Raw genomic sequence first — 24,265 nt, forward strand, 5'->3', positions numbered from 1 at the left:
AAGGCGGCATGCCAGACCATTGTTCGGTAAAGCATTCCCAACGAAAGCGGCCATGCCGCACCCAGTGAAAATAGCCATAGCCGGCGCGCTTGGCCGTATGGGCAGGCAGATGGTGGAAGCCGTCGAGGCCGACCCCAGGCTGGCGCTTGTCGCCCGCTTTCACAGGCCGGGCAGCGCCGGTGAAGGCCTGGTCGAGCGTGACGAGGCGCTGGCGCTTGCCGATGTCGTCATCGACTTCACCACCCCGGCAGCCTCCGTCGAGCTGGCAAAGGCCTGCGCTGCTCGCGGTGGCCCAGCGCTGGTCATCGGCTCGACCGGCTTCGAGCCGGCCGAACTCGCCGCCATCGCTACCGCTTCGAAGTCCGTCGCCATCATGCGCTCCGGCAGCTATTCGCTCGGGCTCAACATGCTGACCGGGCTGGTTGAGCAGGCGGCGCGGTCGCTTGGTCCCGACACCGATATCGAAATCCTCGAAGCGCATCACCGCTTCAAGGTCGACGCTCCGTCGGGCACGGCGCTGATGCTGGGCGAGGCGGCCGCGCGCGGGCGCGGCGTCGGCCTCGACGATGTGGCAAGACGCGCTCGCGACGGCGTCACCGGTCCGCGGCCTGCCGACGAGATCGGCTTTGCCGTGCTGCGCGGCGGCAGCATCGTCGGCGAGCACAGTGTGAGCTTCCTTGCCGAAGGCGAGACGCTCACGCTTTCGCACTCAGCCGGCGACCGCTCGATGTTTGCGCGCGGCGCCATTGCGGCGGCACTTTGGGTGGTGGAACGTCCGCACGGCGAATACGACATGCGCGACGTTCTGGGGTTCGACAGAAGGGCCGGGCACTGACCCTGCCAATCCCTTGCAAGGCTGCGGGTGTCGCTGTTTTCCCGCCATCGACGCACTGTATCGTGATCGATGAACGCTGGCTCAGCGATTGGTCGCGCCATATAGCAAGTGCTATAGCTTAACTATCTGATATCACGATAGAAAATTGCAACCGCCACGTCATTCGGTGGATTTAAAGATCGAACTGAACGGTTCGGTTCACACATTTTAGTGATTGGAAATGGCAGCAAGACAGACCCAGTTCGGGGTGGTCCGAGCGACGCGAATTCCTCCCAAGGCACGCCACTAGACGGACAGGACCAGATATCTGGAGTACTTAAAATGACCAAGATCGCTCTTACCGCTGCTGCCCTCCTCGTTGCCTCCGGCACCGCTTTCGCAAGCAGCGACCACTACGGCTCTGACGGTGTCAACCAGCCTGCTGTGACCGCGTCGACCGCTCCGGCCGGCAACATAGACCACAGCTATACGGCCTCGATCGGCAAGCCGGCCACCTTCGGCGGCTTCACGATCAAGGGCGACTCTAACCAGCCGCAATCCGGCCAGGGCATCTGGGGTCGTTGATTTCCAGCGAGATCTACGACCACAAAGAGCGGTGGGCTTGGCCCGCCGCTCTTGTTTTTTGTGCAGCCGGCTTGGCTTCCGCGCGGTCTGAATCAACTCGGCAGCAATCTATTCTATCTTCTTGTTTGCACGGCATCTTTCTAGGCCAAGCTTGGCGACCTTCGTTCGCGGCCGGCCCGTTTGAGCGCTACTGATACAGGAGGGCGGCGGATTATCTCCCCCCTTGAGGGGGAGATGTCGCCGAAGGCGACAGAGGGGGGCGCTGCGCGTCAAGCGCCAGCATTTTTCGCAAGCGCTACGCCAAATCCTTCGGCCAGATGCAATGCGTCAGCCGGGCTGTGCCGAAGGCGAGGTCTGCCCACTCATCGTCGACGACAAAGCGGGCAAGGGCGCCGGTCGGGAATTTCTCTTCAAGCTTTCTGCGAGCCCCGGCATCCGAACGCGGCCCGGCAAGCCGGTGCGCCAAATCCTCCAGGCCCGGGTTATGGCCAAGCACCAGGAGACAGCCGGCCGATGCGATTGCCTGTTGCACCTCGGCCAGAATGTCTGCGGCAGTGGCTTCGAAGAGAGCCTCGGCAAACTCCGCCGGCACTCTCGCCGGCAGTTCGGCCGAGACCAGCCGCCATGTCTCACGCGTGCGCAGCGCCGGTGACACCAGCGCCAGATTGGGCAGCCAGTCGCGCCTGGCCAACTCGCGCCCCATCCGCGGCGCTGCCTTCAGCCCGCGCGGGGCAAGCGGCCGGTCGAAATCGGCAAGCGCCGGATCGTCCCAGCTCGACTTGGCGTGGCGCAGCAGGAGCAGGTGTTTCATCGGTTATCTCAGGATCAGGGAATGTTGAGCTGGAAATCTTTGCCATATCCGCCACCATACTTGGCGCCGGTAGCGACATCGAAAGCTGCCGACAAAGTGCCGAAGATGAACAGGCCGACGCGCTTCTCGTTTTTGTCCCATTTGACGGCAATATCCGCTTCCGCGATCGCCCAGGCGCCTGATCGAATATGAATCGCGCCGATGATCGTCCCAGCCGCCTGGCCGTTCACTTCGCACAGGTAAAAATACGCTGTGGCGTTTGGCGGTCCATCGGTATCGTCGTATTCAAAGACGCCGGCGAGGTCGCCTTTTCTTCGGATCGCGCTGTCAAAGATATCCAAGGGCTTCAGGTCCCGACCTGCGTCCTGAAATTCTTAAGGCGTGATCCGCGCCAGATGCTCGAGATCGCGTTCCTCGCGCAGCGGATCCGGTGCCATCACCACGGACATTCCGTTGTCGGCGTCGTCGGCGAAATGCGCCAGCACGGTGCGGCCGCCTTCCATGCGCGCCTTGCCGTCGGCGACCAGCCCGAGCGCCAGTGCGTAGAGCCGGTGCTCGGCCTTCAGCACACGGGCGGCAAGCGTGTCCTCATTGTCGCCGACCATCACCGGCACCGCGGCTTGCGCGATGATCGGGCCGTCATCCATCTCGGGCGTGACGAAATGCACCGTGCAGCCATGGATGCGCATGCCGGCGCGCAGGGCGCGCGCATGCGTGTCCAGGCCCTTGAAGGCCGGCAGCAGGGCAGGGTGGATGTTGAGCATGCGTCCTTGCCATTTCTCGACCAGGCCGCGCGAAAGGATGCGCAAATAGCCGGCCAGCGCCACGATCTCGGCATTGAACGCAACCAGCGCGGCATCGATCGCCGCATCATGGGCTTCCTTGCTGGCATGATCGGAGCGCACGATGACCTTGGTCGGGATGCCGCGCGCGGCTGCAATGCCGAGGCCGGCGGCGTTCACCCGGTCGGAAATGACGCCGACGATCTCGGCGGGATAGGCTGGATCGCTCGCCGCCGCGATCAGCGCCGTCATGTTGGAGCCGCGTCCCGAGATCAGAACAACCGCGCGTTTCCTGCTCATAGGCCGATCGAGCCCCGATAAATGACGCCGGCGTCGCGGCGCGGCACGATGCGGCCGATCGGCGTCACCGTCTCGCCGGCCTCCTGCAGCACGGCGGCGACCTGCGCGGCCTGGCCGGAGGCAACGACGAGGATCATGCCGATGCCGCAGTTGAAGGTGCGCATCATCTCTTCCGGCGCCACGCCGCCGGTTTTCGCCAGCCAGGAAAAGACCGGCGGCACGTCGATGGCGTTGAGGTCGAGCTCGGCGGAGAAATCCTTCGGCAGGACACGCGGGATGTTTTCGGGAAAGCCGCCGCCGGTGATATGGGCCAGCGCCTTGATGCCATGCGTGTTGCGGATCGCCTTCAGGATCGACTTCACATAGATGCGCGTCGGCTCGAGCAGTGCCTCTGCCAGCGTCGCCTCATCGTTGAACGGCGCCGGATCGCTCCATGCAAGGCCGCTGATGCCGACAATGCGGCGCACCAGCGAAAAGCCGTTCGAATGCAGGCCCGAGGAAGCCAGACCCAAAAGCACGTCGCCTTCGACGATATCGTCGGTCGGCAGCAGCTGGCCGCGCTCGGCCGCGCCCACGGCAAAACCGGCAAGATCATAATCCTTGTCGTGATACATGCCGGGCATTTCGGCGGTCTCGCCGCCGATCAGCGCGCAACCGGCCTGCCGGCAGCCTATTGCGATGCCACCGACGATCGCCGCCCCCTGGTCGGGGTCGAGCTTGCCGGTGGCGAAATAGTCGAGGAAGAACAGCGGCTCGGCGCCCTGGACGACGATGTCGTTGACGCACATGGCGACGAGGTCGATGCCGATCGTGTCGTGCTTGCCGGCATCGATGGCGATCTTCAGCTTGGTGCCGACGCCGTCATTGGCGGCGACCAGCACCGGGTCTGTGAAACCGGCGGCCTTGAGGTCGAACAGGCCGCCAAAGCCGCCGATCTCGCCATCGGCACCCGGCCGGCGCGTCGCGCGCACCAGCGGCTTGATCTTCTCGACCATGAGGTTGCCGGCATCGATGTCGACGCCCGCCTCGGCATAGGTGAGCCCGTTCTTGCGCTTGGCCTGATCGCCCTTGCTCATCGTCGGCGCATCCCTGTTTCCCTTGCGGGCTCTTCGCATGAATGGTTTCGGGGGGCAAGGAGGGTGACAGCCCAATCTCCCCCCTTGTGGGGGAGATCAGATGCTTCGCCGCCTCGCTACTTGCGCCCACCTGCCATCTCCCGCATCTATCTCCCAACAAGCCAAAGCGGGACACACGATTGACCATCCCCAATCTGATCACCATCCTGCGCTTCCTGCTGGTCCCGGCCGTGGTGCTGGCGATGCTGAACATGCGCTGGGACTGGGCCTTTGCCGGCTTTCTCGTTGCCGGCATTTCCGATGGCGTCGACGGCTTCATCGCCCGCCGCTTCAACCAGCAGTCGAAGCTCGGCGCCTATCTCGATCCGATGGCAGACAAGGTGCTGCTGGTCTCGGTGTTCGTGGTCATGGGCTTCATCGGGCAATTGCCGCTATGGCTGGTGGTGACCATGGTGTCGCGCGATGCGCTGATCATCTGCGCCGTGCTGTTGTCCACCGTCATGGCGCATCCGGTCGAGGTGAAGCCGCTCTATGTGTCGAAGGCCAACACCGCCGCCCAGATCGTGCTGGCGGCCGTGGTGCTGGGTGAACTCGCCCTTGGCCTCCACCTCGACCCGCTCAGGCCCGCCCTCATATTGCTGTCCGGGGTCTTGACCGTGGCTTCGGCCGCGGCCTATCTCGTGGCTTGGCTGAGGCATATGAGCGGCTATGGCGAAGGCTCCACCCCGGGCACCTGATCGAGAATCCATCGAAGTTGCGGCCGAGGCAGCGGCCGCCGGCGAAGCTGCGTCCCTGGCGTTCCGCCGCCAGATCTTTTTCTGGCTGGGCACCGCCGTCTTCCTGGCGCTGTTCCTCTACATCTTCTCCGGCATCCTCTTACCCTTCGTCGCCGGCATGGTGCTGGCCTATTTCCTCGATCCGGTCGCCGACCGGCTGCAGCGCCTCGGCCTCTCCCGGCTGATGGCGACGGTGGTCATCCTCATTACCTTCATCGTCCTGCTGGTGCTGGCCTTCGTCATCCTGGTTCCGGTGCTGGCGACGCAGATGGCCGACTTCGCCGGCAAGCTGCCGGAATATCTGACCCGGCTGCAGTCGTTGATCACCAGCTTCGACCCGAAATGGCTGGAGCAGAAATTCGGCGTCAATGCCAATGGCCTGCGCGACGGGCTGAATTCGCTGCTGACCTCGGGCTTCGGCCTGCTGAGCACCGTCTTCACCTCGATCTGGAGTTCCGGCGTGGCGCTGGTCTCGGTGGTCAGCCTGTTCGTCGTCACCCCGGTCGTTGCCTTCTACATGCTGCTCGACTGGGACCGCATGGTGGCGATCATCGACAGCTGGGTGCCGCGCGACTATGTCGGGACCGTCAGGGCGATCTCCAGGGACATCAACACCGCGACCGCCGGCTTCGTGCGCGGCCAGGGCACGCTGTGCCTGGTGCTGGGCGCCATGTACGCCACCGGCCTGACGCTGACCGGGTTGAATTTCGGCATCCTCATCGGCTTGTTCGCCGGGCTGATCTCCTTCATCCCCTATGTCGGCTCGCTGACCGGCCTGGTGCTGGCCGTCGGCGTCGCCTTCGTCCAGTTCTGGCCGGACTGGACCATGGTGGCGTTGGTGGCTTGCGTGTTCTTCGTCGGCCAGTTCATCGAAGGCAACATCCTGCAGCCCAGGCTGGTCGGAAAAAGCGTCGGCCTGCATCCGGTCTGGCTGATGTTCGCGCTGTTTGCCTTCGGCGCCCTGTTCGGCTTCGTTGGGCTGCTGATTGCCGTGCCGGCCTCAGCGGCGGTTGCCGTGCTGGTGCGCTTTGCCATCGCCCGCTATCTGGAATCGCCGCTCTACAAGGGGCACGCCACTGAGCCCGTCCCGCCGCTGCCCGCCGATCGCGGCGGCGGTCGCCGGACGCGGCGCGGCTGACCGTGGCCGACCAGAGAACCGAACCGCCGCGCCAGCTACCGCTCGATCTCGGCCACGGCACCGGCTATTCGCGCGATGAACTGGTGGTGTCGGCCACCAATCGCGAGGCGGCAGCCCTGGTCGACCGCTGGCCGGAGTGGCCCTCGCCGGTGATCGTGCTTGCCGGCCCGGCCGGTTCCGGCAAAACGCATCTGGGCTCGATCTGGCACGCACGGGCCAACGCCGTGGCGGTCGATGCAAGCCGCATCGGCAATGCCATCGCCGGGCTCGGCGGCAGGCCGGCGCTGATCGACGATGTCGACAAGGCAGCCATCGACGAGGCGGGCTTGTTCCATCTCATCAATGAAGTGCGCGGCGCCGGGTCCACCTTGCTGTTGACGGCGCGGCGTTTTCCCGCTGCCTGGGGTGTAAAATTGCCCGACCTTGCCTCGCGGCTGAAGGCGGCAGCGACCGTCGAGATCCACGAACCCGACGACCTGCTCCTGGCCGGCGTCATCACCAAACTGTTCGCTGACCGCCAGGTCGAGGTCGAACAGCACGTCGTGCAATATCTCGTGCGCCGCATCGAACGCTCGCTGGCCACCGCCATGCGGGTGGTCGAACGGCTCGATCGCACCGCGCTCGAACGCAAGATGCCGATCACCCGTGCGCTGGCCGCTGAGATCGTCAGTGCGATGGACGAGGGGCAGGGCGAGTTGGAGATTTAGCCCTGCAATCCGGCGACGAAGATTGTGTCAACTGGAAAGTGACATCATGTGCCACAATATGATATCAATCCAGTCAATGACATCGGAGAGATATCAATGCCGGCAGTGACCGTTCGAAATCTTCCGGAAGAGACGCATCGCGCCTTGCGTGTGCGGGCGGCCTTGCACGGCCGCAGCACCGAGGCCGAGATTCGCGACATCCTGGAAAAAGCGGTGCGGCCGGATGGGCGTGAGAAACTCGGCTCCGTTCTGGCCGACATTGCCCGCCGCGCCGGGCTGAGCAATGAAGATGTGGAGGCCCTTGAGCAGGCCCGCGACAACGCGCCGGCCGAACCGCTGGGGTTCGAATGATCCTCCTCGATACCAATGTCGTTTCGGAAGCGATGAAGCCCGAACCGCACCAGCTTGTTTTGACCTGGCTCGACAACCAGGCCGCCGAGACGCTGTATCTGTCCAGCGTGACGATCGCCGAAATCTTGTTCGGCATAGAGGCCACGCCCGCCGGTCGTCGCAAGGCTGCGCTCGCTGAAACCTTCGCCGGCGTGTGCGCAGTATTTGACCGCCGTATCCTGCCTTTCGATGCCGAGGCGGCTCGGCACTATGCGGACCTGGCGGTGAAGGCGAGGGCGGCCGGCAAGGGGTTTCCGGTGCCTGACGGCTACATCGCGGCAATCGCATCCGCAAAGGGCTTTCATGTCGCCTCGCGGGATACGGCGCCATTTCATGCGGCCGGCGTGCCTGTCATCGATCCCTGGCAACCGTAACACGGTACGGCAGGACGCAAGGCAACTGTCCCATTTCGGGAAACATATGCTGGCATCTGTCTTGCAGCGCCCAGTTTGCCGGCTGACCCCGGTCCTGATCGCGTTCCTGATCGGGTTGTAGGCTCGCCGGGAGTGATGATTGGGGTTCTCGCCCGGCGAGCTTACCATCACCTGGAGTGGTCGCCTGAGTGTCCTGTAAAAGGGCGCGCGGCTTCTACCCCCACAACGGCGCCAGATACCGGACCAGCAGGTAGACCGCTGTATGCGCCGCCACGTAGCAGGCAGCGACGACGACAAAGAAGGCCATGCTGGCGGGCCACGACCGGGGAGGGCCCTGCCTCTTGCTCGGCCGGTTGTTCCAAATCCACAGGGCAGCACAAATAATGGCCCAGACGACCACGAACGGAATCGCGATGCCGATATAGGCGAAGTAGGCAGGGCCTATCAGCGACAGCCATGCCTCGAGACCAAGCATCCAGAATCTCCCCTTTGCCAAAGTCCAGACCGCCGGCAGCGATGGACGCGAGGGGATTATCCGAGCGGAGCGCCTTGCGTCAAATCTTCAGCACGGGCCGAACGGCCGCTTCTCGATGAGATACCGCAAGCCTTCGGCGACATCCTCCAGCGCTACGACCTTCGCCACGACCGACCAGGCTGCTTGCCAGGCCGACGCGCTTTCGGTGAGCAGCAAAAACCCTTGATGTCCGTGCGGCGCTCAAGATCTTACGCCGACGCCGTCGATGACGGCGCCATGGCCTTCGCTGATACGATTGACCCCCTCTGCCCAAATGCGGATGCCAGATGGTTTCAATGAGGGCTGGATCGCATTCCCGGCCAATGGCGAGAGGATGGGGATGGTCAAAGGCGCCATCAGGCTGGCCGACGTGGTTGCGGGCCCCATTGCCGGTGCGGGCGCCTAGGTCAGCCTAGGCTCCGGCCGACAAACCCGGCCGGAGCATGTCTAAAGCGATCAGATCAACCGCAGACCCTGACCTGCTCGATGACCCTGTGGTGATGGCGCCAATGCTTGACCAGTTCGATGTGGCAGCGGTGATGGCGGTGGTGGCGGCGCCACTGACCGTCATAGCCCTGGTTGTCGCTATACTCATCGTCGTCGTAGATTTTTTGGCGGTCGTGATGGCGGCGAATTCGTATTTGATCATTGTCCGATGAATATTGGTCGCCGTCATCGGACTGGATGATCAGGCTGGTGGCTTGTGTCGGTGCAATCAAAGCTGCCGTTCCGGCAAAAGCGATCATGGAAGCGATTATCAGGGTTTTCACTATGGCTCTCCTTGGGTCGAATAATACTCAACTCGCGGGAGAGCTTCGCGTTCCAATGCAAATTGCAGGGTTCAACCGAAGCGGGCCTGCTGGCTGCGAATGCGTACGGCCACGCGCCGGCTGCAAGGCAGCCATTGGCGACCTTGGCCACAGACAAATCTTGCGGGGGGAGAAAAATGGTCGGAGTGGAGAGATTCGAACTCCCGACCCTCTGGTCCCAAACCAGATGCGCTACCAGGCTGCGCTACACTCCGAGGCCCTGCGGCGTATAAGGTTCCGGGCCCTGCCGCGCAACCCCTAAAACGTCAAACCGGAGTTGGCGGTCTGCGCTCTCGCGCAATCCTGGCAGCGATCGCCTTGGCCTGGATGCGGGCATTGGCGAAGCAGCCGCGGATGCTCGGCCGCATCCCGGTGAACCAAAGGCCCGGCAGCTTCGGGTCCTGGTCGGCGCCGTTGAACAGCGGCACGCCCTTTTCGTCGAGCACGCCGAGCTTGCCCAACATGGTCTCGAGCCCAGTGCGGTAGCCGGTCGCCGCGATCACGATATCTGGCTGGATCGTCGCACCATTGTCGAAAATGATCGAGTCGCGGGTGAATTCCCGCACGGTCGGCAACACGATGATCCGGCCGTCCTTGATGGCGTCGACGGCGCCGTCATCCGTGGCGATGGCGGTATAATCCGACGCCAGCCGGCTTGCCCCGCCCGAAGGCGTCGGCGGCAGGCCGAAGGCGGCGAGGTCACCGAAGACCAGCCGCTGCGTCGCTGCCATCACCGCATCGGCAAGCTTGAACGGCAGCCGCGCCAGCATCGGCGAGAAGCGGTGGACGGCGATCTGGCCGATGCGCTTGGGCAGCAGCGCCGGGCCGTTTCGCGTTGACAGCCAGATCTGCGCCGTATCCACCCGCACCAGATGGTTGAGCGCGTCGAAACCGGAATTGCCGGCGCCGACGACCAGCACTTTCCTGCCGGCATAGTCACTTGCTTCGCCGAACTCTGCCGAATGGATGATGCGCCCGGCAAAGGCCTTCATCCCCTTCCAGGCCGGAATGACGGGCTGCCGGTCGCGCCCGGTGGCGATGACGACATGGCGCGCCAGTCGCGGTCCGGCGCCGGTCCGCACAAGCCAGTGGTCACCGTCGAAGGCGACCTCATCGACCGAGACGCCGAACTCGACCGGCAGCCGGTGCATGGCGCGGAATTCGTTGAGATGGCGGATGACCGCGCTTCGGTGCGGAAAGGCAAGGGTGCCGGCGGGAAACGAAACGCCCGGAAGTGCCGAGAGATCGCGATGCGTGTTGAGGTGAAGCTGTGCGTGGCGCTTGTGCCATGGCTCGGCCAGCCGGGCTTCCTTTTCCAGCACCATCACTGGTACGCCGGCCTTGAGCAGCGCGTGGGCTGCGGTCAGCCCGGCCCCGCCGGCGCCGATGACGATCACGCCGTCGAAAATCGCTTGCTGGCCGGCCTCAGCGTGCAAAATCCCCGCGTCCATGCCTCTATGGGTCGCTATCATGACCATGACTTTTGATGCCACGCCAGTGTATCGGGCCTATGCCGCTTCCGAAGCGGCGCCGTTGCAGGCCGCTTCGGCCTTGCCGTCGGCAGTTTTGCACAGTATTGACTGAAATAAGGCGGCGCTGCCGCCAACGCAGCCACGAGGTGCCCATGTCCGCGCGTATTTTCAGCCCAGCCAAAACCGCGATGCAGTCCGGCAAGGCCAAGACCGGCCATTGGGTGCTGGAATTCGATCCCGCCCAGCGCAAGAAAATCGACCCGCTGATGGGCTACACCACATCGGGCGACATGCTGAGCCAGATCCGGCTCACCTTCGACACCAGGGAAGAGGCGGTGGCCTACGCCGAAAAGCAGGGACTGGCCTTCCGTGTCGAGGAGCCGAAGGAGACCAAGCGTCGGCAGATTTCCTATGCGGAAAATTTCCGCTATGACCGCAGGATTCCCTGGACGCATTGACCGGCATTGCCGGGTAGCGTCCGGCGCAAAGACATCAGCCGGCCAAGATATAAAATGGCTTGTCCGGCCAGCGGTCCCGTAGCTCAGCTGGATAGAGCACCGGCCTTCTAAGCCGATGGTCACAGGTTCGAATCCTGTCGGGATCGCCAATAATTCAACGGCTTAGCTCAGGCGCTGTTCCACCAAATCCCACATCTCACCCTTTGTTTCCGCGGGGCGCGAAGTGGCCGTTGGCGCCATCCCTGGGGTGCCTGAAAAGCAGTTTTGCCGGTAGTAACGTTATGGTCTTGTGGAAAGAACGCGACGCTGGTAGGCTTTGGTCCGAAGTTGGCTAGGACTTTAGTCTGGTTATTTGGCTGGATTTTTGGCTTGTGCCAGCTGGGACTTGGCGCTGGTTTTGTGTATGTCGCCCCGGTTGAGTGGGCATGACGCGACGAAATCATCGCAAAGGTGGGTTTATGGCTCTGCTGGCGCCTTTGCCCCATGGCGCCGGGTGAGCGCAAAAATATGTGGGATCGATGATTTCGAAAAAACTTGCCGCCAATGCGGAAACCGCCGCCGCCTTTCTCAACTTGCTGGGAAATGAGAAGCGGCTTTTGATCATGAACCATCTGGCCGGCGGCGAACTTTCGGTCGGTATCCTTGCCGAGAGAGTTCAACTCAGCCAATCGGCCCTGTCGCAGCATCTTGCCAAGCTCCGCGCCTTCGGCCTTGTCGACACCCGTCGCGACCGCCAAATGGTCTACTATTCCTGCTCGTCCGGTGCGGCGCGCGAACTGCTTGCCATGCTGGATGGCTTCCTGGCGACAGAAAGACCGCTTGCGGGGCCGGGACCGCATTACGTCGCCGAAAGGCTGCGCCGGGCGCGAGCAGCCTGAGGGCAGGCATCGGCCTGGATTGATTGACCCTTATGGCCGGGCTTCATTGTCGCTGACGCGCGAGTCGATGTCGGCGCCATCCCGGCGCTGATCGCCAGTATTTTCCACGTTTTTGCGCCTCTCCAGCGTTGGGTCGTCCATGCTGGCCAGACCGCATGTCGTTGGGCGCCAACATGGGCGCAGCGCCGGTCCGCGCCGAACTTGCGCGATTTCTAATATAAGAGCACAGTTCGAAGCGTCGGGGGGAGAACGGCTCACAAGCAAAAATCGGGAGGAAACCATGAACAGCATGAGCCTCACCACGCTTGAACGCGGCAAGACGACCGTCGACGCTGCGGTCCTTGAAGCGCTTTCGGCACAATTGCGCGGCACACTGCTTCAGGCGGGCGACGCCGCCTACGACGAAGCGCGCACCGTCTGGAATGCCACGATCGACCGGCGCCCCGGTCTCATTGTGTGTTGCGTCGGCGCCTCCGACGTCGTCAGTGCCGTGAATTTCGCGCGGGAAAACAGGCTTCTCGTCTCCGTGCGCGGCGGCGGCCACAACATTGCTGGCAGTGCCGTCTGTGACGGCGGCCTGATGATCGATCTGTCGGCGATGAAGTCGGTGCGGGTCGATGTCGTGGCGCGGCGGGTATGGGTCGGGCCCGGTGCCACGCTCGTCGATGTCGACCGGGAAACGCAGGCTTTTGGCCTGGTGGTGCCGACGGGTATCAACTCGACCACCGGCATATCAGGCTTGACGCTGGGTGGCGGCTTCGGCTGGATCACCCGCAAATTCGGCCTGACCATCGACAATCTTGTTTCAGCCGATGTGGTCACCGCCGATGGCAAGTTGCTGCGCGCCAGCCAGAAGGACAATCCGGACCTGTTCTGGGCGCTGCGTGGCGGCGGCGGTAATTTCGGCATCGTCACGGCGTTCGAGTTCCAACTCCACCAGATGGGTCCGCAGGTTCTGTCGGGGCTCGTCGTCCATCCCTTCGCCGATGCCGAAAACGTGCTGCGGGACTATCGAAAGGCGCTCGAAACCGCGCCCGACGAATTGACCTGCTGGGTGGTCATGCGGCAGGCACCGCCGCTACCGTTCTTGCCGACCGAATGGCATGGCAAGGAGGTGCTGGTTTTGGCCATGTGCTATTGCGGCGACATCCAGGCGGGCGAAAAGGCCACGCAGAAGCTTCGCGCCATCGGCACGCCGATTGCCGATGTCGTCGGCCCCAACCCGTTCACCGGCTGGCAGCAGGCCTTCGACCCGCTGCTGACGCCCGGCGCCCGCAACTACTGGAAGAGCCATGACTTCACGGAGCTTTCCGACAGCGCGATCGAGATCACGACAGCGGCGATATCCCGGCTTCCGGGTCCCGAATGCGAAATATTCTTCGGCCATGTCGGCGGGGCGGCGGGTCGCGTCAAGGCGGATGAAACGGCGTTCCCACAGCGCAACTCGCATTTCGTCATGAACGTCCACGCCCGCTGGCGCGAACCGGCAATGGACAAGGCCTGCATCGACTGGGCCCGCGGCATCTATGAAGCGGCAAGGCCTTATGCCGCCGGCACGGCCTATGTGAACTTCATGCCGGAGGACGAGGTCGACCGGGTCGAAGCGGCCTACGGCGGCAACTATCGCCGGCTGCTGGAGGTCAAGCTGCGCTACGACCCGCAGAACCTGTTCCGTATGAACCAGAATCTGCGGCCGAAGGAAGGCCTGCGCGCCGCTTGAGGCGGCAGCGCGTGATCCCGAACCGGAGATCCGTGCGTGCGAATATCGGAATCGATTTTGCTGCATTGACCTTCGGTTCGGAGCGGGTTGAGGTCGGTATCGGCTAGTCCCATTTGCACCCTCTGGCCGTGGCTTCTGGTTGTCGCCTATGGCGCCGGCCTGGACTGGGTGGCCGGCCTCAAGGCCCGGGTCTCAATACCCCCTGAAGCGCAAAGTCGACCTCAGTGCGATCGACGCTGCACGCTGCCTAATGCGCTGCGATACATTGTCGGTCCCGGCAACGGGCCAACGGTTCCGTAGCGGATTAGAGCACCTGACTTCCGAGCCGATGGTCGCAGGTCCCAATCCTGTCGGATCGTCGACAATTTTAAAGAGATAGTGGAGGCCTGAGTGGGAATTGAACCCACTACGTCGGTTTTGCAGACCGATGCGTCACCGTCCCGCCCTCAGACCATGACGCGTTGTGCATGCACCGCGACATCCAGTCAAGTTGGCCGACCTTCCGCCGGCTGCCGTCAGCCAGGATGTTCGGAACGCGGCTCGCGCTCAGGTGTTTATGAGAGATGACGCCGAAAACTCCGACCATCGCCCGCATCTGGCGCGGCAGGACCTTGCCCGACAAGGCCGATGCTTATGAGCGTTACAATTACGAGGCCGGCATCAAGCCGCTGATCGAGAAGGCGCTTGCCGTCCAGACCTTTCGCGAGGACACGCCGACCCATTCGGAATTTATCACCATTTCCCACTGGGAGAATGTCGAGGCGATGGCGGCGTTCACCGGCGGCGACCCGAGGGATATCCACCATCTCAACCGGGACAAGGAGTTCCTGATCGAATTGCCGAAGGCTGTACAAGTGCTGCGCATCCGCTCCAGCCACGGATTGGTTGGCGGCACCTGATGTTTGCGGGTTTTGATGCCAGGACCGTAAAAGTCGAGGAGACGTTGATCTTCGTCAGGCTCGGTGGGTCGGGTCCGCCGCTGCTCCTTCTGCACGGCTTTCCCGAAACGCATGTGATGTGGCGCGACATTGCCGTGGCTTTGGCGCAGCACTTCAGCGTTGTCGCCGCCGATCTCAGGGGCTACGGCCGCAGCGGTTGCCCGGCTTCCGACGCTGAGCATGCGGCTTACTCCAAACGGGCAATGGCGCGGGACATGGTGCAAATGATGCATGCGCTCGGCTACGACCGCTTTGCTGTTTCCGGCCATGACCGCGGTGGCCGCGTTGCTTACAGGATGGCGCTCGACCATCCCGACACCCTGTTGAAGGTCGCCGTCCTCGACATCATTCCGACGGCCGCAGCTTGGGATCACGCCGATGCCAGGCTGGCGCTCGCCTTCTGGCCATGGAGCCTGCTTGCCCAGCCCGAGCCGCTGCCGGAGCGTTTGCTGGCCGCAGCACCGGATGCCGTCATCGACAATGCGCTCACCGGGTGGGGATCGACCGCGGAGGCTTTTCCGGCTGAGGTGAGGGCGGCCTACATCGACGTGCTGCGCGATCCCGCCCATATCCACGCCATCTGCGAGGAGTATCGCGCCGCCGCCGGCATAGACCGCGAGCACGACGCGCAGGACGAGGCTGACGGCCGTCGCATCAAATGTCCGCTGCTTGCGCTGTGGAGCGGCGAGGGCGGCTTGCAAAACTGGTATGCGGACGAAGCCGGCCCGCTGGCGATCTGGCGGCAATGGGCCGACAGCGTCGAAGGCGGGCCGGTCCAGGGCGGACATTTTTTCCCGGAGGAGAATCCCAAGGACACCGCTGCTGCGCTGTCAAAATTCTTCGCAGCGTGAGGTCGCGCTTCCGGCCTACTGCGCGCCGCGCACCTTTACCACCACACTGCGCACCGCCAGCACCAGCACGGTGATGATGATCAGGATCACCGACAGCGCGGCGATCGCCGGGTCGATGTTGTCGCGCAGGCCCATCCACATCAGCCGCGGCAGCGTGATGGCATTGACCGAGGTGATGAACAAAGTGACGCCGATCTCTTCCCAGGACAACACAAAGGACAGCAGGGCGGCGGTGACGATGCCGAACTTGATGTTGGGCATGATGATGCGCGTCGCGCGCTCCCACACGCTGGCCCCTAAGCCCCGTGCAGCGAGGTCGATTCGGCGGTCGAGCTGGCTGAGCGAGACCAGAATCAGCACCGTGGCGAAAGGCACTGTCATCACCGAATGCGCCATGGCGACGCCGAGCCAGGTGTCGTAGCCGAAGAACGAACTCATGCCGGAGATCGAGGTCAGCAGGAAGTAGAGCGTGATCGCCGACACCACCGGCGGCACCACCATCGGCAACAGCACAAAGCCGACCAGTGCTGCGGTAAAGCGCGGCTGGAACATCCACACACCCAGGCTGAAGCAGAGCGCCAGCACGGTGGAGATGACGCTGCTGACGATGCCGATGCGGATCGACAGCAGGATGGCGTCGAGCCAGCGCGGATCCTCGATCAACGAGCGGTAATGGCGCAGCGATAGTTCGCCCGTCGGCATCGCCAGCATGCGGCTTGGCGTCAGCGACACCGGAATGACCGCGAGCAGTGGCAAGAGCAGGAACAGCGCCACCAGCACGGCGAGGATCAGCGAGACGGGACCGGGGCGATAGGTCGGCATCAGATCAGCTGCTTCGGTCTGACATAGCGGAACAAGAGCGCCATCAGCGCGCCGACGAACAGCACCAGCACGACACTGATTGCCGCGCCCAGCCCCCAGTCGGGGCTCTGGAAGATACGGAGATAGATCAATTCGGCGATCATCACGCTGCGGCCACCGCCGAGGATCGCCGGCGTGACGAAGAAGCCGAGCGAGAAGACGAAGACGATCATCGCCGAGCCGATGATGCCGGAGCGCGTCATCGGCACGAACACGGTCCAGAAGGTGCGCATGCGGCTGGAGCCCAGCCCGCGCGCCGCAAGCAGCACGCGCTCGTCGAGGCTGCGCATGGCCGACGCCAGCGGAAACACCGCGAAGGGGATGAGGAAATGCGTCATGCCGACAATCACGCCAAATTCGTTGCGCACCAGCGCCAGCGGCTCGGAGATGAAGCCGATCGATTGCAGCCAGGTGTTGATCAGGCCGCGATTGGAAAGCAGCGCCACCCAGCCGAAGGCGCGCGTCAGCACCGAGATCCAGAAGGGGACGAGAATGCAGAATTCAGCGATCACGCGCTGCGCCGGGCTGCCACGCACCCACACCATGGTAATCGCATAGGCCGCCGCCACAGACACCACGGTGACGATCAGCGCAATGCGCAGCGTGCGGATGAACACCGACTGCACCAGTGCGTCGGTGGCGAGCGCGCCATACTGGCCGAGCCCCGGCGTCGGCAGCGTGACGCTCCATTTGACGACGCCGAGGAACGGCCAGGCATAGGCCAGCACAAGGAACAGGAGCAGCGGCGCCATCAACAGCGCCGCGCCCATCCTGTCGGAGAGGGTGCCTCTCATCTCGGTCCGATCGTCCCGGCCTGATCAGGCCGAGATGATCTTGGTATATTCGTCGAGCGCTGCGCCGTAATTCTTGGCGTACCAATCCATGTCGAGCGCGATCTGCTTCTTCATGTTTTCGGGGTCGACCGGGTTGATGCGCTTCTTGTCGGCGGGGATCAGCGCGTCGGTGGCCGGATTGGCCGGACCCTGTCCCAGCTTGTCGAACATCACCAGCTGCTTTTGCGGATCCTGGGCGCTGGCGATGAACTTCATCGCCGCGTCCTTGCCGCCGGGGTTGCCCTTGAGCACGGCCAGCGCGCCGGGCGAGATCAGGCCCTGGTCCCAGATGAACTTGATCTTGCCGCCGGAATCCTGCTCGATCAGCGAGGCGCGGGTCGACCACACGATGGCCATCGAGGCCTCGCCGTTGAGCAGCACGCTCTGGCTCTCTGCGCCGCCGCCCCAATAGGCCACGACATTTTCCTTGAAGGCGGCGATCTTGTCATGCGCGCGCTTCAGGTCGAGCGGGTAGAGCGAGGCCGGCGCGATGCCGTCGGCGAGAAGGGCTGCTTCCCAGCTCGACACGCCCCATTTGTAGAGCGAGCGCTTGCCCGGGAATTTCTTTACGTCGAAGAAATCGGCCATGCCGGTCGGCGCGTCCTTGCCGTATTTCTCCGAGTCATAGGCGATGACATAGGAGAAGAAATAGGTCGACGCCGCGTATTCCCAGCCAAAACCTTCACGCATCTTTTTCTTGTCGACGATGGCGTAGTCGATCGGCTCGAGCGCGCCCTGGGCGCCGAGCGTGATGGCCGAGAACGGGTCGACGTCGACGAGATCCCAGGTCGGCGCGCCGCTCTTGAACTGCGCGGCAATCGCGCCTTCGGTCGGGCCCGAGCCGTCCATCTTGACGGTGATGCCGGTGTCCTTGGTGAAGGCCTGGCCGTAGGCGGCGTCGTAAGCCGTGAGCGCATCGCCACCCCAATTGACCAGCACCAGTTCCTTGGCCTGCGCAAAGGCGCCGGTCGAGCGCAACAGCATCGGCGTGCCGGCCAGCACGAGAGCCGCAAGCTGCGTGAATTGCCGGCGCGAAATCTCGCCACGGACTGCCCTGCCGGACAGGCTGTCGATCGCTTGTTTTTTGGTTTCGTTTGTCATGTCACTTCCCCTTTTTTCGTTGGTAGTTCCGGTGGTTGTGGCGTGCTCCAGATTCTTTGCTGGAAGACTTCGCCGGTGTGGTCGTCATCCTCCGTCCGGAAGGAGGAAACCTTTTTCCGCCGGCCAGGTCAGCCAGACGGAATTGCCTTTGCTCAGCGCCGCGGCCGCAACCTCGTTCGGCACCGACACCGTCACCTTGGCGCCCTGGCGCGTTGTCAGGTCGAGCTTGGTCGCCGCACCGAGATAGGTCGAGCCGACGGCGGTGGCGGCAATGCCGTTCTCGCCGGCGGCCGCTTCGCGCGCGATCGACATATGCTCGGGGCGGATTGCCAGAATGGCGTTGCCGTTCACCGCTTCGGCATTGCCGCGCAGCGTGATCGCACGATCCTCGCAAAGTGCGGTGGCGCCATCATCGGCGCGCTTGACGCCCTTCAGCGGCAGCATGTTGATTTCGCCCAGGAACTCGGCGACGAAGCGGTTGGCGGGCCGGTCATAGACCTCGTCCGGCGCGCCAACTTGCAACAGTTTGCCGTGGTTGAAGATGGCGACGCGCGACGACAGCGCCAGCGCCTCGCTCTGGTCGTGGGTGACGAAGACGAAGGTGGTGCCGGTCTCCTGGTGCAGCCGCTTCATCTCGGCCTGCATCTGGCCGCGCAGGCTCTTGTCCAGCGCCGAGAACGGCTCGTCGAGAAGCAGCACGCCGGGCTCGAACACCAAAGCGCGGGCCAGCGCCACGCGCTGCTGTTGGCCGCCGGAAAGCTGCGCCGGCAGCTTGGTCTCATGGCCCTTCAGGCCGACGCGCTCGATCATCTCGGCGACGCGGCGCTTGATCTCGGCTGCGGACTTCTTGCGCACCTTGAGCGGGAAGGCGATGTTGGCCTCGACCGACATATGCGGAAACAGCGCATAGCCCTGGAACACCATGCCGGCGGCCCGTTGCTCGGCCGGCCGCTCGGTGATGTCCACGCCGTCGCTGAAAAGCTTGCCGACGGTCGGCTGCACGAAACCGGCCAGGATCATCAGGAAGGTGGTCTTGCCCGAGCCCGAGGGGCCGAGCAGCGTCAAAAACTCGCCGCGGCCGATATTGAGCGACAGATCGTCCAGTGCACGGAACGAGCCGAAGCTCTTGCCGATCCCGATTGCCTTGATCTCTGCGGCCCGGCCGGGTTGCTGCATCCTGCCTCTTCCTTGGTCGTACCTTGAGCGTAGGGCAGGGCGCCGGCTCACCGCAACCGAATAGTTTTCGCCTGATCGGCAAATTTGATTCACGGATGGCGCCAAATCTCCCCCCTTGAGGGGGAGATGTCGCCGAAGGCGACAGAGGGGGTCGCATCGCATGGAGCGCCAACCCCTTCTTACCTTGAAGAAAAGACAGACCAGGTCGAGCCCAGTCTGACCGACCCCCTCTGGCCTGCCGGCCATCTCCCCCTCAAGGGGGGAGACTAGCTAACTTCCGACAGTTTCGCCCTCAACCACCCCGCAAACGCCTCCAGCACCGGGTGACTTGCCTTGGCATGTTCAGAAACCAAAAAGTACGAGCGCGGCGAGGGGATCGCGATGTCGAACGGCTTCACCAGCCGGCCTTCGCTCAATGCCCGGCGGCTGGTCAGTTCGTCGCCCATGGCGATGCCTTGGCCGGCGATCGCCGCCGAGAACACCAGGTTCATGTCCGAGAAGAAAATACCGCCTTCAGTGTCGGGGTTTTCCACCTTGGACAGCGCCAGCCAGCGCGACCAGTCCTCGGTGTCGCCGAGATGCAGGAGGTTGGCGCGCAGCACGTCGGCCGGCTTGGAAAAGCCGCCGACCTTGTTGAGCAAGGTCGGGCTGCAGAGCGGTGTGAACGAGATTTCGCACAACAGTTCGGCTGCCCGGTTCGGCCAGTTGCCGACGCCGAAGGCGATGAAGGCGTCGGCGTCGGGATTGCTGACGTCGTCCAGCCGCCTGGGCGTCAGGATCGACAGAGCCACATCCGGATACATCTGCCGGAACTCGCCGATATGGGTGCATAAAAACAGTGAGGCGAAGCCCGGTGTGCAGGAGACGGCAAACGAGCCGCCGACGCCGGTGCCGGCCTGGCGCGTCACGGCATCGCCGAGCACGGTCAGCGCCTTCCTCACATCGGCCGCATAGCGCTGGCCGCGCGGGGTGAGGGCCACGCCCTTGCCGATGCGCTCCAAGAGCTCGAAGCCGAGATCGCGTTCGAGCAATCGCAGCTGATGGCTGACGGCGCTGCGGGTGAGGTGCAGTTCGTCTGCGGCGCGCCACACGCTGCCGTGACGGGCAAAACTGTCGAGGGCGCGCAGCGCCTGTGTGGAGGGTATTCGCAAGAAGCCTCAGGTGAACCGAATTTGCACGAACCGGGAAAACATATCACTTTTTGCAAGGCCGCTTCACTGCTTTCTTGGGCTGCATGGAGAAACCGGTGACGACCTCGGCGCAAGCCACCGCGCTTGCCTGCCTCGATGGCATCCAGCTGTCGCTGTCGGCGTGGACGCGCACCATTTTCGATTTCGGCGAGACAGCCTGGCGCGAATACCAGTCGGCAGCCTGGTATGTGGCGCGGCTGAAACATGAGGGCTTTTCGGTCGAGGAAGGCTCGGCCGGCATGCCGACCGCCTTTTGCGCCCACTGGACGAACGGCCCAGGTCCGACCATCGGCATGTACGCTGAATACGACGCCGTGCCCGGCAACTGCCAGGACGCGGCGACGGTGAAACGGCCACGCCCGGGCCTTGGCGGCGAGGCCGGCGGCCACACCGATCCGCATTCCGGGCTTGGCGTCGCCAGCCTCGGCGGGCTTCTGGCCACCAAGGCTGCAATGCAGCGCCACGGCATCGAGGGCACGTTACGCTTCACTGGCGAGCCGGCCGAGAAGGTCAGGGGTTCGAAACCGATCCATGCGGCAAAAGGCTATTATGACGGGCTTGCCGGCATGATCTCCTTCCACCCCTTCTACATGCTGCCGCTCTGCAACACGGCGCGCTGGGACACACATTGCGGCGCGGCCTATGCGATGATCTACCGCTTCATCTGCGACGAACCCGAAAACTGGGTTCGCGCCGGCGATGGCGCGCCGATCCCGCAGGCGCATTCGGCTGTCAGGGCGCCCGGCGCCAACGATGCGCTGATGACAATGTACATGGCCTCCAAGGCGCTTCGCGATTCGATGTTGCCGCACCAGGGCGGCTGGTCGATCAGCGAGGCGATCCTGACAGCAGGGCAGGCCACGGCCGACAATCTGCCGGCCGGGCTCTCCGAGATCCAGTACATGATCCGCGTGCCGACCATTGCCATGGCCGAGCAGGTTACCGCGGTGCTCGACCGCAACGCGCAAGCCGCTGCTACGATCAGCGGTTGCCGTTACGAGCGCCATTGGGTGTCGAAGTCGCGTCCCGGCCTCGCCAACCACGCGATGGCAGGGATTGCCTATGAAGCGCTGTCCGCGGTCGGCCCGCCGCACTGGGACGAGACAGCGAAGGCGATCGCCCGCGAGGTGCAGGTCAATGCCGGCGGCACGGCGACCGAAAACCCGTTCATCGACGAGATGGAGCGGCTGATCGCGCCGCAAGAGGCCGAAGCCATCCTGCGCCGCGATTTGCCACCGTCGCAGATCAACTCGACCTCCGACGACTACACCGACATGTCGTGGCACGCCCCGACGGCCCGTTTCTATGTCGCCCGCCCGGCGCTGCGTTCCGCGAACGGCCATGCCTACCCGTCCTGGGCGATGAATGCGCTGGGTGGCATCTCGGCCACCATCGATCCGATGGTCATGTGTGCTGCGAAGACTGTTGCGCTTGCGGCGCTGCGCCTGCTCGAGGACAAGACCGCGCGCGATGCGGCGATGGACGAATTCGTCACCCGCACCGGCGGCGGCGTCGGCGGCACGAACTGGATCGCGCCGCTTTGCGATTATGACCCGCCGATCAATTTCCGCTGGCCGGAATATGTCACCACCGCGCGCGGGCGCGACTGGTGGATTCCGTCCGCCGGCACCGCATGAACTGACCACATTGCTATCACCACGAGGAGAAGCCCATGACCGTCCATGACCGCATCGTCGCCGAGCCGTTTTCCTTGCAGCGCCGCAACCCCGCCGGTGGCACCAAGCCGCTGACCGCATGGGGTTTTGCTAACGAGACCGATGTCTTGACCGACGTTCTGCTCGGCTCGCCCAATTTCCTGCGCCACCTCTCGACCAGTTCGCTGTCGCGCAAGCATCTGCGCGAGGCGCCCTGCAACGTCCAGATCGCGCAGGCGCAGCACAAGGATCTCGTCGCCGCCTACGAGCATTTCGGCGTCAACATCCACTGGCACGAGCCGACGCCGGAACTGCCGATGCAGGTCTATTCCCGCGATTCCAGCGTCATGACGCCCTACGGCGCCTTTATCACCGCCATGGCCAACTGGTGGCGGCGCGGCGAGAATTATGCCGCCATCCGCACCTATGAAAAGCTCGGCATCCCGATCTACGACATGGTCACCGCAGGCACCTTCGAGGGCGGCGACTTCAACGTCATCGAGGAGGGGGTGGTGCTGATCGGCTGCGGCGGCGCCCGCACGCAGGAAGAGGGTGCGCGACAGGTCCAGGCCTGGTTCGACAAGGAAGGCTGGGAAACACGGCTAGCCTTCATCGACGAATATTATGTCCATATCGACCTGATGGTGGTGCCGATCGCTGAAAAGCTCACCGCGGTCTGCCTCGCCTGCACCGAGCCCGGCATCGTCGACTGGCTGAAGGGCAAAGGCCACGAGATCATCGACGTTCCATTCCAGGACACGATGGCGCTTGGCTGCAACTTCATGTCGCTCGGCAAGGACAGGGTGATCGCGCCGACCTCAAGCCAGACGCTGATCGGTCAGCTCAAGGCGCGCGGCTTCGAGGTCGCGGCCGTCGACATGAGCGAGATCTCCAAGACCGGCGGCGGCATCCACTGCATGGCGCAGGCACTGAAGCGCGAGCCGGCGTAAGAGCCGCATTTGACAAAACAGGCCCGAGAGGGGAAATTGATTCGATCAATTGAAGGGGGATTCTGTGAAAAAAGCCTATGAAAAGCCGAGCCTGGCCAAAGCAGGCAAGCTCGGATCGGTGGTCGCTTTCATCTCGTCGAAGCCCGCTCCCTGAGCGCCTGCGGCCGCTGCAGGCCGAAATTCGGCTGTCCTGGCTAGCGACAATCGGATCGAAGTGCATGATTTTATGTCAGCCCGCCGACTTTGAACGGCGGGCTTTTGCTTTGCGCCAGAGCGCTGTCGCGCCGCTAACCCATCGCCGCGTATCAGCCGGCTAGTCCGGTCTATCCGAACCTGAATTGAACTTGCGCCGGGCATTTTCCAGATGCGCGCGCATCGCTTGCCCGGCGGCTTCCGGGTCATGGCGCTCGATCGCCTCGAACATCGCCTGGTGGCCGGCAAAACTCTTGCGATTCTCGATCTCGGTGTTGGCCATGTGGATGCGCTGATTGATCAGCCACTCGACCAGCGCCTCATGCGCGGCGAGGAAGATCGGATTGCCGGGGATGACGGTCAGGGCGCGGTGAAACGCGACGTCGGTGACGGCGAAGGCTCGCGCCCGGGCGATGGAACGCTCGTTTTCGGCCAGCGCGGCGGCCAGCGCGTCGATCTGTTCGCGTGTCGCCACCTCGGCGGCATGGCGCGCGATCGAGACTTCGAGAAACAGCCGCAATTGCTCGAAATGGCCGATCCCGTCGGGCTGATCCATCAACAGATGCGCTGTCCCGGTCAGTTGCTCCAGCATGTTCTTCGGCGTCGGCCGCGTCACCTTCGGCCGCTCACCGCTGTTGATCTTCACCAGCCCCATCTTTTCCAGCGCAAACAGCGCCTCGCGCACCGACGGGCGGCCGACATCGAACATCGACATCAGGTCGCGCTCGGACGGCAGCGAGGCGCCGACCGGATAGACCTCGTCACGGATCATCGCCTCCAGGCGGAGGCGAACTTCATCCGACAATTTTTTTCGTACCGGCATATTGTGCATGGTCTACCTTTTAAGCTATTAGACCAGTCGCCGCAAGCGAGGATCTTGCGCAACCGAAGGGATGGAGGTCGCCGTTTGCCGA

At 63.7% G+C, this 24,265-nt stretch carries 28 protein-coding genes and 3 tRNA genes; 15 read left to right on the forward strand and 16 right to left on the reverse strand.

Translation table 11 applies throughout. The features are described from left to right. Positions 1-52: 52 nt before the first annotated feature. Together dapB and AC1DYC_RS00600 are read left to right on the forward strand one after the other, a co-directional pair. A complete protein-coding gene (gene dapB / locus AC1DYC_RS00595; protein ID WP_477403076.1) occupies positions 53-835 on the forward strand; it encodes a 4-hydroxy-tetrahydrodipicolinate reductase in 783 nt (260 codons plus the stop codon). Between the two features lie 321 nt (positions 836-1,156). Beyond that, positions 1,157-1,399 carry a DUF680 domain-containing protein gene (locus AC1DYC_RS00600; RefSeq protein WP_477403078.1) on the forward strand — a complete coding sequence of 81 codons (243 nt, stop codon included), beginning with the start codon at positions 1,157-1,159 and terminating at the stop codon, positions 1,397-1,399. A 295-nt stretch (positions 1,400-1,694) separates the two neighbouring features. Here the strand turns inward: AC1DYC_RS00600 and AC1DYC_RS00605 are convergent, their stop codons facing one another. From AC1DYC_RS00605 to purM, 4 genes are read right to left on the reverse strand one after another with little or no spacing between them, the layout of a single operon-like run. Further along, positions 1,695-2,210 (reverse strand): SixA phosphatase family protein, encoded by a 516-nt coding sequence (locus AC1DYC_RS00605; protein WP_477403080.1) that lies wholly within the window; start codon positions 2,208-2,210, stop codon positions 1,695-1,697. Positions 2,211-2,224: 14 nt separating this feature from the next. Further along, positions 2,225-2,551: a hypothetical protein gene (locus tag AC1DYC_RS00610; protein WP_477403082.1), complete on the reverse strand. Its 327-nt coding sequence runs from the start codon at positions 2,549-2,551 to the stop codon at positions 2,225-2,227. A 33-nt stretch (positions 2,552-2,584) separates the two neighbouring features. Further along, positions 2,585-3,292 carry a phosphoribosylglycinamide formyltransferase gene (purN, locus tag AC1DYC_RS00615; RefSeq protein ID WP_477403084.1) on the reverse strand — a complete coding sequence of 236 codons (708 nt, stop codon included), beginning with the start codon at positions 3,290-3,292 and terminating at the stop codon, positions 2,585-2,587. Beyond that, positions 3,289-4,368, reverse strand: coding sequence for a phosphoribosylformylglycinamidine cyclo-ligase (gene purM, locus AC1DYC_RS00620; protein WP_477403086.1), 1,080 nt, complete (start codon positions 4,366-4,368; stop codon positions 3,289-3,291). Before purM ends, purN begins: the two co-directional genes overlap by 4 nt. A gap of 179 nt (positions 4,369-4,547) precedes the next feature. On the opposite strand from purM, the gene AC1DYC_RS00625 reads away from it, so the two are divergent. The 5 genes from AC1DYC_RS00625 (at position 4,548) to AC1DYC_RS00645 (ending at position 7,753) form a co-directional block, all read left to right on the forward strand. Beyond that, positions 4,548-5,105, forward strand: a complete 558-nt coding sequence (locus AC1DYC_RS00625; RefSeq protein WP_477403088.1) for a CDP-alcohol phosphatidyltransferase family protein — start codon at positions 4,548-4,550, stop codon at positions 5,103-5,105. Then, a complete protein-coding gene (locus AC1DYC_RS00630; protein WP_477403090.1) occupies positions 5,077-6,282 on the forward strand; it encodes an AI-2E family transporter in 1,206 nt (401 codons plus the stop codon). Before AC1DYC_RS00625 ends, AC1DYC_RS00630 begins: the two co-directional genes overlap by 29 nt. A gap of 2 nt (positions 6,283-6,284) precedes the next feature. Then, on the forward strand, positions 6,285-6,989 hold the full coding sequence (hdaA, locus tag AC1DYC_RS00635) for a DnaA regulatory inactivator HdaA (protein WP_477403092.1): 705 nt from the start codon (positions 6,285-6,287) through the stop codon (positions 6,987-6,989). Between the two features lie 96 nt (positions 6,990-7,085). After that, positions 7,086-7,340 carry a FitA-like ribbon-helix-helix domain-containing protein gene (locus AC1DYC_RS00640; protein ID WP_477403094.1) on the forward strand — a complete coding sequence of 85 codons (255 nt, stop codon included), beginning with the start codon at positions 7,086-7,088 and terminating at the stop codon, positions 7,338-7,340. Further along, the gene (locus tag AC1DYC_RS00645) at positions 7,337-7,753 is read left to right on the forward strand and encodes a PIN domain-containing protein (RefSeq protein WP_477403096.1); all 417 of its coding nucleotides are present in this window, start codon (positions 7,337-7,339) and stop codon (positions 7,751-7,753) included. Before AC1DYC_RS00640 ends, AC1DYC_RS00645 begins: the two co-directional genes overlap by 4 nt. Before the next feature lie 214 nt (positions 7,754-7,967). On the opposite strand, the gene AC1DYC_RS00650 is transcribed toward AC1DYC_RS00645, so the two are convergent. From AC1DYC_RS00650 to AC1DYC_RS00670, 5 genes are all read right to left on the reverse strand, one after another. Beyond that, on the reverse strand, positions 7,968-8,228 hold the full coding sequence (locus AC1DYC_RS00650; RefSeq protein WP_477301763.1) for a hypothetical protein: 261 nt from the start codon (positions 8,226-8,228) through the stop codon (positions 7,968-7,970). Between the two features lie 87 nt (positions 8,229-8,315). Continuing rightward, entirely contained in the window at positions 8,316-8,444 is a 129-nt protein-coding gene (locus AC1DYC_RS00655; protein WP_477403098.1) for a hypothetical protein, read from the reverse strand. A gap of 284 nt (positions 8,445-8,728) precedes the next feature. Further along, positions 8,729-9,037, reverse strand: coding sequence for a hypothetical protein (locus AC1DYC_RS00660; protein WP_477301757.1), 309 nt, complete (start codon positions 9,035-9,037; stop codon positions 8,729-8,731). A gap of 177 nt (positions 9,038-9,214) precedes the next feature. Continuing rightward, positions 9,215-9,291, reverse strand: a tRNA-Pro gene (locus tag AC1DYC_RS00665). 51 nt (positions 9,292-9,342) lie between these two features. Further along, complete coding sequence (locus tag AC1DYC_RS00670; RefSeq protein WP_477408102.1) at positions 9,343-10,527, reverse strand: flavin-containing monooxygenase; 1,185 nt, start codon at positions 10,525-10,527, stop codon at positions 9,343-9,345. A 173-nt stretch (positions 10,528-10,700) separates the two neighbouring features. On the opposite strand from AC1DYC_RS00670, the gene AC1DYC_RS00675 reads away from it, so the two are divergent. The 4 genes from AC1DYC_RS00675 (at position 10,701) to AC1DYC_RS00690 (ending at position 13,604) form a co-directional block, all read left to right on the forward strand. Next, complete coding sequence (locus AC1DYC_RS00675; RefSeq protein ID WP_023670294.1) at positions 10,701-11,006, forward strand: ETC complex I subunit; 306 nt, start codon at positions 10,701-10,703, stop codon at positions 11,004-11,006. Between the two features lie 72 nt (positions 11,007-11,078). Then, a tRNA-Arg gene (locus AC1DYC_RS00680) sits at positions 11,079-11,155 on the forward strand. A 369-nt stretch (positions 11,156-11,524) separates the two neighbouring features. Then, positions 11,525-11,884 carry an ArsR/SmtB family transcription factor gene (locus tag AC1DYC_RS00685; protein WP_477403100.1) on the forward strand — a complete coding sequence of 120 codons (360 nt, stop codon included), beginning with the start codon at positions 11,525-11,527 and terminating at the stop codon, positions 11,882-11,884. 280 nt (positions 11,885-12,164) lie between these two features. Next, positions 12,165-13,604 carry an FAD-binding oxidoreductase gene (locus tag AC1DYC_RS00690; RefSeq protein WP_477403102.1) on the forward strand — a complete coding sequence of 480 codons (1,440 nt, stop codon included), beginning with the start codon at positions 12,165-12,167 and terminating at the stop codon, positions 13,602-13,604. Positions 13,605-13,983: 379 nt separating this feature from the next. On the opposite strand, the gene AC1DYC_RS00695 is transcribed toward AC1DYC_RS00690, so the two are convergent. After that, positions 13,984-14,057 (reverse strand) — tRNA-Cys (locus AC1DYC_RS00695). Between the two features lie 110 nt (positions 14,058-14,167). Between AC1DYC_RS00695 and AC1DYC_RS00700 the strand changes: the two genes are divergently transcribed. Both AC1DYC_RS00700 and AC1DYC_RS00705 read left to right on the forward strand, forming a co-directional pair. Further along, positions 14,168-14,503: a hypothetical protein gene (locus AC1DYC_RS00700; RefSeq protein WP_477403103.1), complete on the forward strand. Its 336-nt coding sequence runs from the start codon at positions 14,168-14,170 to the stop codon at positions 14,501-14,503. Beyond that, on the forward strand, positions 14,503-15,393 hold the full coding sequence (locus AC1DYC_RS00705) for an alpha/beta fold hydrolase (RefSeq protein WP_477403105.1): 891 nt from the start codon (positions 14,503-14,505) through the stop codon (positions 15,391-15,393). The genes AC1DYC_RS00700 and AC1DYC_RS00705 overlap by 1 nt, the downstream gene beginning before the upstream one ends. A gap of 15 nt (positions 15,394-15,408) precedes the next feature. Here the strand turns inward: AC1DYC_RS00705 and AC1DYC_RS00710 are convergent, their stop codons facing one another. The 5 genes from AC1DYC_RS00710 to AC1DYC_RS00730 all read right to left on the reverse strand — a co-directional run bounded on the left by AC1DYC_RS00710 (position 15,409) and on the right by AC1DYC_RS00730 (position 20,515). Next, the gene (locus AC1DYC_RS00710) at positions 15,409-16,215 is read right to left on the reverse strand and encodes an ABC transporter permease (protein WP_477403107.1); all 807 of its coding nucleotides are present in this window, start codon (positions 16,213-16,215) and stop codon (positions 15,409-15,411) included. After that, positions 16,215-17,048 (reverse strand): ABC transporter permease, encoded by an 834-nt coding sequence (locus AC1DYC_RS00715; protein WP_477403109.1) that lies wholly within the window; start codon positions 17,046-17,048, stop codon positions 16,215-16,217. Before AC1DYC_RS00715 ends, AC1DYC_RS00710 begins: the two co-directional genes overlap by 1 nt. 24 nt (positions 17,049-17,072) lie before the next feature. Then, positions 17,073-18,188, reverse strand: coding sequence for an ABC transporter substrate-binding protein (locus AC1DYC_RS00720; RefSeq protein WP_477403111.1), 1,116 nt, complete (start codon positions 18,186-18,188; stop codon positions 17,073-17,075). A gap of 84 nt (positions 18,189-18,272) precedes the next feature. Beyond that, positions 18,273-19,364, reverse strand: a complete 1,092-nt coding sequence (locus tag AC1DYC_RS00725) for an ABC transporter ATP-binding protein (RefSeq protein WP_477403113.1) — start codon at positions 19,362-19,364, stop codon at positions 18,273-18,275. Between the two features lie 266 nt (positions 19,365-19,630). Further along, a complete protein-coding gene (locus tag AC1DYC_RS00730; protein WP_477403115.1) occupies positions 19,631-20,515 on the reverse strand; it encodes a LysR substrate-binding domain-containing protein in 885 nt (294 codons plus the stop codon). Between the two features lie 83 nt (positions 20,516-20,598). On the opposite strand from AC1DYC_RS00730, the gene AC1DYC_RS00735 reads away from it, so the two are divergent. After that, positions 20,599-22,191, forward strand: a complete 1,593-nt coding sequence (locus tag AC1DYC_RS00735; RefSeq protein ID WP_477403117.1) for a zinc-binding metallopeptidase family protein — start codon at positions 20,599-20,601, stop codon at positions 22,189-22,191. Between the two features lie 35 nt (positions 22,192-22,226). Then, positions 22,227-23,159, forward strand: coding sequence for a dimethylarginine dimethylaminohydrolase family protein (locus tag AC1DYC_RS00740; RefSeq protein WP_436259184.1), 933 nt, complete (start codon positions 22,227-22,229; stop codon positions 23,157-23,159). A gap of 313 nt (positions 23,160-23,472) precedes the next feature. On the opposite strand, the gene nanR is transcribed toward AC1DYC_RS00740, so the two are convergent. Next, positions 23,473-24,183, reverse strand: coding sequence for a transcriptional regulator NanR (gene nanR / locus AC1DYC_RS00745; protein ID WP_477403119.1), 711 nt, complete (start codon positions 24,181-24,183; stop codon positions 23,473-23,475). Positions 24,184-24,265 lie beyond the last annotated feature (82 nt).

The sequence above is a fragment of the Mesorhizobium sp. P2_E7 genome (genome assembly GCF_056403855.1).